The 9,386-nt window shown below is 43.7% G+C and carries 6 protein-coding genes; 2 read left to right on the forward strand and 4 right to left on the reverse strand.

Going from position 1 to position 9,386, the window contains the following annotated elements; genetic code table 11:
* The first annotated feature begins 293 nt into the window (after positions 1-293).
* Complete coding sequence (locus tag G8O23_RS16720; protein ID WP_166366979.1) at positions 294-1,118, forward strand: fimbrial biogenesis chaperone; 825 nt, start codon at positions 294-296, stop codon at positions 1,116-1,118.
* A 126-nt stretch (positions 1,119-1,244) separates the two neighbouring features.
* Positions 1,245-2,378 carry a toxin-antitoxin system YwqK family antitoxin gene (locus G8O23_RS16725; RefSeq protein ID WP_166366981.1) on the forward strand — a complete coding sequence of 378 codons (1,134 nt, stop codon included), beginning with the start codon at positions 1,245-1,247 and terminating at the stop codon, positions 2,376-2,378.
* Between the two features lie 218 nt (positions 2,379-2,596).
* On the opposite strand, the gene G8O23_RS16730 is transcribed toward G8O23_RS16725, so the two are convergent.
* From G8O23_RS16730 to G8O23_RS16745, 4 genes are all read right to left on the reverse strand, one after another.
* Positions 2,597-4,036 (reverse strand): EF-hand domain-containing protein, encoded by a 1,440-nt coding sequence (locus G8O23_RS16730; protein ID WP_166366983.1) that lies wholly within the window; start codon positions 4,034-4,036, stop codon positions 2,597-2,599.
* A gap of 23 nt (positions 4,037-4,059) precedes the next feature.
* Positions 4,060-5,439, reverse strand: coding sequence for an SPOR domain-containing protein (locus G8O23_RS16735; protein WP_166366985.1), 1,380 nt, complete (start codon positions 5,437-5,439; stop codon positions 4,060-4,062).
* Between the two features lie 224 nt (positions 5,440-5,663).
* Positions 5,664-7,334, reverse strand: a complete 1,671-nt coding sequence (locus G8O23_RS16740) for a nucleoside kinase (protein WP_166366987.1) — start codon at positions 7,332-7,334, stop codon at positions 5,664-5,666.
* 173 nt (positions 7,335-7,507) lie between these two features.
* The gene (locus G8O23_RS16745) at positions 7,508-9,010 is read right to left on the reverse strand and encodes a S8 family peptidase (protein WP_166366989.1); all 1,503 of its coding nucleotides are present in this window, start codon (positions 9,008-9,010) and stop codon (positions 7,508-7,510) included.
* Between the last annotated feature and the right edge of the window lie 376 nt (positions 9,011-9,386).

A 9,386-nucleotide genomic window follows, 5' to 3' on the forward strand; every position in this document is an offset into this window, starting at 1 on the left:
TCTCATCAGGATGCTGCTTTACAAAATCTATAAAATTCATTTTCAATATATTTTGTACAAATATAATAATTTAGGCACATTAGCGGATAATCATATAAAATTAAATTTGAAAAAGAATTTTTACAGATTTAAAGTTGCAGAATATCAAATAGATGGATAAATGTATTTTGAATTGTTTGAGTTGAGAAAAAATGGTTGAAATATGAAAAATTATGGTTGCATACGATTGAGGTAACATTTATCGTTTTTTAGGTTATATTTGTCTTCTAGTATAACTCAACTATCTTACCTATATGAGGATTGGATTAAATTTGGTGTTAGGGCTAATGCTCACAAGCATTTCGGCCGGAGTGTATGCTCAAGATTTTGAGGTGGCTCCCGTTAGGCTCGACTTTAACGCCGAGCCGGGCGAAAACCAAACTAAGGTTATTAATGTTAAAAACCATAGTAATGTAAAAGCTTCTTATGTCGTGGCAATTTCTGATTTCTTGCCCAGCAGTGATGGCAAACGCCAAATAATGCCTCCAAATACTACAAGACATTCCGCTGCTAACTGGTTGAATATTAACCCTAGTTTTTTTGAATTAAATCCTGGCGATCAGATACCAATTCAAGTATCAATGCTTGTGCCCTCTGATGAATATGGTGCAGCATGGTGCATATTGAACTTTCAAACTGCTCGCGAACAAACATCTTGGGGTGCTGATCGAGACCTTGGTGCGGGCATTACCGTTAGCGGAAGAATTGGTGTTACTGTTTATCAGTCGCCTACCTCAAATGCCAATCACTCCATTAAGGTAACTAGTCTGCAAGAGATCACAAAGGATGGGGATGCAAACCGAAAGTTCTCGGCCACCCTCGATAACCTTGGCGATAAGGTAACCAAATGCAAGGTGCATCTAATCGCTTCGAACGTGATGACTGCCGAGGAGAAGCAGTTTCCTTCGTTCGAGGTTGAGACCTTCCCCAAAATGACTCGTAACGTTGAGGTGGAATTGCCTGCTGGTGAGTTGCCCCCCGGTCAGTATGCCATTGCTATTATTGTTGATTACGGCCCACGCTTTGCCCTTGAGGGTGCGCAAATGGTGATTGATGTTGGCGGTAGCAAGGTGGATTAGCATATCTTGCAGTTAAAACGCTCTACAGCCATTCAGCCATTAGGTTCTTTAGTACTGCTATTATACCATATGCAAAGAATGCTGCTTTACTCGAAACGATTTCCTTTAATAACCCTATTCGTTGCAATGGGGTTTTTAACTTTTGCCCAAACACTTGCAGATTATAAATCGCATTACCCCTCTGGCGTTGTTCAGGAAACATATCAGTACTACATCGAGAATGGCGATACCCTAAAGCAGGGCGAATACAAATTCTTTTACCCCGAGGGTAATGTAATGCAGGAGGGACGATTTGTTGATAATAAGCCCGATAGTTTGTGGGTAAACTACTTCCGCAACGGTATGCGAAAAAGCATGTTTCGCTATGAGGATGGGGTTAAAAATGGTAAGTATAGCGTTTGGAACGAGGATGGATCGCTATACCAAACCGGTTGCTATATCAACGATATGCTCGATTGTAAGCTGGTAACATATCATCCTAACGGTAGGGTTGATACCGAGAGCGACTATTCCAATAATATGCTAAATGGCAAAACAAGGGTTTTCTCATCCGAGGGTAACCTTATGCTGTTGGCTTACTACATGAACGATACTTTGCATGGCGAGTACAAAACCTATCATCCCACCGGCGAGCTAAACTATAAGGGACATAAGAGTAAAGGGGAATTTCATGTCACCCTTTATGTGTACTATAAAAATGGTAATCTACAGCGAGCAGCCTATTACAATAATGGAAAGATTGAGGGAAAGGTTCTGGGGTACTATGAATCGGGCGAGCTGATGAACATTTCGCACTACAAAGCGGGTGTGTTGGTTGGCGAATACAGCGAGTTCTACCCCTCGGGTCAGATTGCCGAAACCGGACAGTATGAAAATAACCAGAGGGCAGGGCAATGGAAGAGTTTTATGCCTGATGGCAAAACTTTTAGCCGTGGAGAGTTTAAGAACGGTGTGTACCACGGATTATGGGTGGTAAACAACCCCAATGGTACACCTAAGCAGGTTGGTGCTTACCACAATGGCCGTTCGTTTGGGCCATGGAAGTTTTATAACGAAGCGGGGCAGCTAAACCTTACGGGCTATTATGTTAACGGGAAAGCCGAAGGCTTTTGGACTGTACTTTTTCCTGGTGGCGATCCAGCAGCACGCATATATTTCCGACAAGGTAATCAGCTCGGAGCGGCGTGGGTTTATCAGCAGGATGGCTCCGTTAACCGCGAAATGAAGCTAAATGTTATCCCTCCTGTAATTAGAAAGTAGCTCGCCCTTTTTTTCTGTACAGAATTCCCGCCAGCACCGGTACGTCGTTTTACATTTCCAGTAGTATAGATTCATAGTGAGTGCCAAGGGGTCTTTGGATAATTCCACTTTACTTATCACAGTTTTTAAATAGAAAGCAAAACCCAAACTGTTTCAAACGCAAACAGTCGGCTAAACAAGCCGACTGTTTAATTGTAAATAACCTTCAGTTCTTCTGTCTACTGCGAGAAGAAGAAATTATTCAACTCGTAAATGTCCTCAACGGTCATATTTAGCGTTCCATCAAAGAATGCTTCTATGGCACCCATAAGTTCTTGGAATGAAATGTACCCATCGCCATCCTTATCAACATTTCTGAATTTTGATGGGATAACGCCTGGCGTAAACGAGATGCTGCGTGTCCAAATAGGAGCAACGGGTATCATGGTGGCATCCTCGCGACGAACTGCGGTTGGCTTCTCGAACATTTGAGCCAGTACTTCGGGCGAAATTTGAACCCCACGTTCATCAACTATTGCACCGGGAGGAGTGTTGGGCTCATCGTCCATAAAGTCGGGGATTCCGTCGCCATCGGTATCGAAAGGACAGCCCAGCGAGTCAACAGCGACACCAATTGGCGTGTCGGGACACTCGTCCAGCCTGTCGAAAACGCCATCCATATCCTGGTCGGCTAACAATTCGTAATCAAAATCCTCGAGCTCGGCAAACATCAATTCAACTCGAATCATCTCGGGGTCGGAGAACAGGTCGAAATGCAGGGAGAAGTTGGTGAGCATGAACATATCGTTTCCCGCAAATTTACCTGGGATATCATATCGCTTGGCCACCTCTGGCGTGAAGTTGTCAATCACATCTGTAAAGGTGTAGTGCAACGACGTGGCCACCCTTAGGTTCACCCGGTACGAAAGGTAGAAATCGAATCCACCCTCTATCATAGCCACCCCTGTTGACTGCGGATATTTTATCTCGTGATAGTCGGAGCGCGGAATGTCGGCATCGTATACCTTGTTAAAATTGACGATGTTGGCATCGAAAGAGTTGGGGTGGGTTTGAGGCAGGTTGCGCATGGTGCCATCGTCCCAAAAGTGATAGTACGATCCATTATCGTTCTTCTCGTCCGACTGAAAACGGTTGATAACAAATGGAGCACCGCCAATTGACACGAAAGGTCTAAACTTTTTGTTTTTTCCAAAAATGTGGCCGAAGTTATACTCTACACTTATTCCAAATTCAAAAAACTCGGTGCTGAATGATGAGTTATGGTATATTGGGAGTAGGTCGTTGTCAAGCTTTAGTCGGCTGGGGTCTCGTTGCATCATTCTCGATATTTCAAAATCATGCCCCTGCATATTACCATACATTAGAAAGAAGTTAAGCTTGTAGTAGTTGTTCTTGCCAAACAGTGTCGAAACGTTAAACCTGTAGGCTAAGTCGCCCATAAGCGGGTTTTTACCTGGATTGCGTATATCTCCTAGATAATGAACTATCCCGGTACCGAGCGAAAGTACGGGCTTGTACACAGGGTTTTCAACCTCAACCTCTTGGGTAAGTAGGCTTGTGTAGTAATCCTCATCCTCGTCCTGGGCGTAGGTGGTAGAGCCCAAAACCATAAGTGCAATAAGGGTAACACAAAAAAATATGTACTTGTTCTTTATCATTATCAATTCAAATAGTTTTGATACTACCTGTACCATTGCTGGTTGGTAATCATAAGGGCCTCCTGAACTGTTATGCGCGTACCATTGTTATATGCGGCTACAAATGCATCGTCAATTGGTGTGGTCGACCAAATATCGTTTCTCCTGTCTCTGGCCAACTTGTATTCGGCAAACGAACCGATAGAATATTTATACCACCCTTCATGCCGCTCGGTACGTACATCCTCGGTTATGCTTAGCCTTTGAAAGTACCTCTTGATATCAACCAGTCGGTGACCTGCGGCTATTTGAACCCGGTAGTAAACACCTTCTTCGGGCTCAAGCATGTAGGCTATATCTAGCTCTCGCTGCTTGGCAGAAGTTCGTGGCCTTTTATCATCAATATCTTGGAACTGAACAGGAATTTCGCGTCCTCCGTCGGCACCGGAATAGGAGCTGCTGGTGGGTACTCCAGCCACTTGAGTTGGAGCAACAATGCTTGGTGCGGGCGACGATGCAATGATCCCATCAAGATGTTGAGGGTCGAGGTTGCTAAGGTCTACGTCTCGCTGTATGATATCTATTACCTGAGTTACATCGTTAAGGATAAAGGAGAAAGTGCCCTTTATGGGCAGCTCAGTTGATGCAGTACCATCTGCTGGGCTCAACCTGTAGTTCACCACAAATCGAGGTTCAGGTGGTAGATTCATCCATAGGAACTTGGCCTTTTGATCTTTGAAGGTGAAAATGGCATCGCGGGTCGATGCTGCCTCGGCTACATAACCTGCGGGAATATCCTCCTCAATTTTTGCAAATTTATCGGCGTTTCCTCTGCTAACCAGGATATTTACAAGCATATCGTTCCCTTCGCCTGTAAACGATGGCGCTTGTCGAATGCACCGAACATTGCTAGCCAGCAACGATACAGGTGGCTGGTAAGGCACCATTTGTTGGAACTCCGAAATATCCACTATGAGGTTGGGATTCACTGTGGTTGATGGCTTAATGGTGATTTGCTTTGGGTCGAGTTTTACCGATTTCCGATCGTTCCCGTCGATATACGAGAACAACCCTTCAATGGAGAAGTTGCCTTTCAGCCTTTCGTCTACCTTGATTTTGTATGAAATGGTAATCTGATCGTCGGCAGGCAATCGAAGCCAAATGAACTTCACATTTTGATCCTCAAAGGCAAAACTTGCATTCTCATTGTCAACTACCTGCGCTGTGAGCCCTCGAGGAAGCTCTTGCTGAAAACGAGCAAAACTTTCGGCTCCGCGTTTGTTTAGCGTTATCTCAATATCAAATTCTGCACCTGCGGTAACTTCGTTAGGGGCTTTTATCTGTAGGGATACATCGCTAGGAAACAGTATGTTGGCTAGCATAATCCCTAGCATATTGAGTAAAACTATTACATACTTAACCATACGGTTATACTTTATGTTTTATTGAAGGCACCTAAACCTATGTAATTGTTTACAATATTAACAAATAAAACCAATAGAATGCTAATAAAGCGCTGCAAATATTGCACTTTGTTGATTATTTTATGCAATTGTTCAAAACTTTTTTGAGCGAATATTGATACTTTGTTTACATACGTTTGTTGCCCAAACATTTTCTAACGTTCACACCGATAGGCTAAAGCGAACTATTTGTACGAAAATGTGCTACCACCCAAAAATTCACGTAGGATTGAGGTTGGGGGAATTTCCTCATCGGGAATACGTGTGAAAAAGTTTAGAAATTTCATCAATCGACGAGCCTCTGCATACTCTGGAACGTTCATTGGCACCTCTCTAAGTATTGGCTCGGCGTAGGTTTTTAGTATGCCAAATTCGTAAAGCAGGGCAGAGTTGAACATCACATCGGCCTCCTCCTGGTATGGGAAGATATTGTGATCCTCGCCGCGGCGAACGCTTTCCCAACGCGAAATGGTGTCGAGCGCACTGTACCCCCTGTACTTGTAGTCGCGTATTATTCGTCGGATAAGCCGGTTGTCGGTAGTTGGAATTCGGTTAGTGCCATCTATCGAAAGCGATGTGAGAGCCGAAATGTAGATTAGGAACTTTTTCTCTGGTTCAATCAGCGGTGTTAGGTTTGGGTTAAGCCCATGAATGCCCTCAATTATAATAATACCGTTGGATTCTATTTGCAGGCTTGTGCCATCGTAAAAACGCTTGCCCGTTTCGAATGAAAATTTTGGCAAATCCACTTTTTTGCCTTCGAGAAGGTCAACCAGGTTGTTGTTAAACGTGTCAATATCAAGCGCACCTAACGATTCGAAATCGTACTCCCCATTTTCGTCGAGTGGGGTTTGTTCCCTGTCAACAAAGTAGTTGTCGAGCGATATGGTGTGTGGAGCAAGCCCCATAACCTTTAGCTGTATGGCTATACGCTTGGCAAAGGTTGTTTTGCCCGATGACGATGGCCCCGATATTAATACAATCCTTACCTTATCTCTGCGATTGTAAATTTCGTCGGCTATATGTATTACCTTGCGTTCATGAAGAGCTTCCGATATCTTTATCAATTCACTGGTGTTTTTGCTCTTAATCTGCTTATTGATTGCTGCAACTGTGCTTACGCCAAGGATCTCAACCCACTCCTTATATTCCTGAAAAATATCGAACATTTTGTTCTGCAGAACAATGTCTTCGAGCTCAACCGGGTTACTTCTTTTGGGCACCATGAGCAGCATACCCTGGTAATATTTTACCAAATCGAATGCCTTGAGGTAGCCCGTTGAGGGCACAAGGCATCCATAGAAGTAATCGGCAGTTCCGTTGATGTAGTATACCGATGTGTACATAGTGGCACGAGTTTCGAAAAGGCTTGCTTTCTCCTCGTGTCCAGTCTCCCTATACATCTGCACCACATCCTTGGTAAGCACCTTGTCGCGCCTAATGGGCAAATCCTCTGCAACAATTTCCCGCATTCTGTCGCCAATACCAAAAATTAGCGGCAGCTCAATGGGTTCGTACATCCCCTCAATTTCGCAGTAGAAACCTTTCGAAACTGAGTGTTCAACTTGCACCCTTGCACCGGGAACAACGTCGCTAACAGCCTTCTGTAGCACGAAGAAAAGGCTACGCTGGTACATGCGCATCCCATCGGCGTGGGTGATGTCGATAAACCTGACGGTCTTTGGGCTGTATACTTCGTAGTCGAGCTCTTTAAGCTCGTTGTTCACCATAGCGCCTAGTATCTGATGCTCTAGCTTAAGCCCAAAGGCTTTTGATATTTCAAGGAGATTCAATCCGGGTTTAAGCTTTTTTCGCTCTTTCGTATTCTCGCAAATTACCTCAACGTCTTTTCTCATAATGGCTTAAGGGGTATGGTTGTGTTTAAATAATTTAATTCTCTTGCTTGTAAGATTAAAATAATTGGGATTACTCCTGTAAAATAATAAAAACATATTGGAATATCCTTGCGAATGAGCTGAAAAAACCCGACTTGTAAGTCGGGTTATACATATAAAAGTAATAACAAGTGCTACTGTACAGCTGCAAGGGCATTTATTGAACCCCATCCGAAGCTTGAATTCCTGTTGGGGTAGAATGTAGCCGACTGCTTCATTTTGTCGTAAACTTGCTGGCGGTTCCAGGTTGGGTTCTGCGACCAAATTAGTGCAGCAATTCCTGCTGTAGTTGCAGTGGCAACAGATGAACCACCAACGTAGGTCGATGTGTTCTCAAAATACCCCAAACAGGCCGATGTCCTGTCGCTATCGCTGGCTCTTTGCATTACTACCGTAAAGTCAATTTTGCTACCCTTGTGGCAAACCCTGCACTCGGTATATCCTGCACCATCAGTAATACCTGTAACGGCAATGGTTTCATCCATACTTGCAGGGAATATAACTCCTGCCCAATTGGTGAACCAGGTTGATGTTCCCCCGGCTGCAATAATCATTTTACCCTTTGAGTAGGCATACTTTATGGCATCGCTAATGTTTCCTGCCGAAAAGATATGGCCAATTGACATGGAAATGATCTTCACGTCCGATCGATTAGCTAGTTCTATGAGCGCCTGAGAAACACCTCGCTTCTCATGGTACCCATCAAGAACCACATCGCTAGTGCCCCTATAGGCAACTAGGTTGCAATTGTATGCAACGCCTACGGGAAGGTTTTGGCTGTTTCGAGGACTTGCAATGGTGGCGGCCATAAGCGTGCCGTGCCCGCATTGGTCGTCAGGGCCATCCGTTGTTGTAGACCAAGGCCAAATGGAGTTAACATACGTTCCGTACTTCTGAACAAAACGCCCAGTGGAATACCCCTGATTAAAATTGTTGCCAAGTAACGATTGCTCCGAGGAAATTCCTGTGTCAATCAAACCAACGGTAATTCCAGTTCCAGTGCTGTAGTTCCATGCTTGCGGTATGTTGTGATGGCTGTAAGTCCATGATTGGAGAGATCCAGGGGCAATGGTTGTATAATCAGCAGGGTAAACGTATGATGGTGTGGTGTTGCATCCAGATGCGCTCTTGAGCACGTCCTCATGCGCAAAATATGTGTAGCCAGAAGGTTCTAGGTATCTAATGTTGGGGCTATTCCTAAGCGTTTCTAGTGTTTCAAGGCTATACACTACCATATCCATATGGTTGAGCTCTCTTCCGTCATACACTAGCAACTTTTCTTCGGTTTTTATTTCTTCAGAATAATCCGACTCCATGTCAACCACAAGGCCGATCAAATCTTTTTTTACTGCGATTTGCTCGTTGGATTTTTCAGTGGTAAATGGTTCGTTATAAAAACCAATGGATAAAATGTTGTCTCCGTGCATTAGGGCACTCCATAGTACGAAGTTGTCAACATCACTCCAATTAAACTCGCCTTTCTTCTCTAGCAACTCGTTAATAATGCCGTTGATTTCAAGAGTTGTAAGGGGTTCTAATTCTTCTGTTTGGTCAAATTGGTCTTGCTTAATTTTTTCTTCGGAACAACCAAAGACAACTAACATTGCTAGGAAAAGCAAAGGATACATTTTTTTCATGTTCTTTTAGGGTTTTGCGTTTGTTTTAAAGTCTTGTGTGCTTAAAACAAACAGGTTAGTTTATGGATTTATTAGTTTTGGTAAAGCAAATCTAAAAAAAATAAACTTATGTCAATGTGAACTATGCAGATAAAAATGTGTACACAAAGTATGTTTGTGGGTACATAATGTTACACAAAAACTCTTTGATATGCTTATTAATAGTCATTAGTGTCCGACTAAGTATTTTGTAAAATGATAATAATGTGATAGATTTAGCTTCGCTGCTACTTCGTGGTCTCGCTTCGCTCGAAATGACAGGCTGTTACGCTGTCAGGGGCGAGGGGGTGAAGGCGGCTACGCCGCCTTCACCCCCTCGCCCCTTAGACCTCTTGAA

The sequence above is a fragment of the Perlabentimonas gracilis genome, assembly GCF_011174675.1.
GTDB lineage: Bacteria > Bacteroidota > Bacteroidia > Bacteroidales > Tenuifilaceae > Perlabentimonas > Perlabentimonas gracilis.

Coding starts and splice junctions, on each gene's coding strand:
- G8O23_RS16720 (WP_166366979.1), top strand. CDS start 294: ATGAGGATTGGATTAAATTTGGTGTTAGGGCTAATGCTCACAAGCATT.
- G8O23_RS16725 (WP_166366981.1), top strand. CDS start 1,245: ATGGGGTTTTTAACTTTTGCCCAAACACTTGCAGATTATAAATCGCAT.
- G8O23_RS16730 (WP_166366983.1), bottom strand. CDS start 4,036: ATGATAAAGAACAAGTACATATTTTTTTGTGTTACCCTTATTGCACTT.
- G8O23_RS16735 (WP_166366985.1), bottom strand. CDS start 5,439: ATGGTTAAGTATGTAATAGTTTTACTCAATATGCTAGGGATTATGCTA.
- G8O23_RS16740 (WP_166366987.1), bottom strand. CDS start 7,334: ATGAGAAAAGACGTTGAGGTAATTTGCGAGAATACGAAAGAGCGAAAA.
- G8O23_RS16745 (WP_166366989.1), bottom strand. CDS start 9,010: ATGAAAAAAATGTATCCTTTGCTTTTCCTAGCAATGTTAGTTGTCTTT.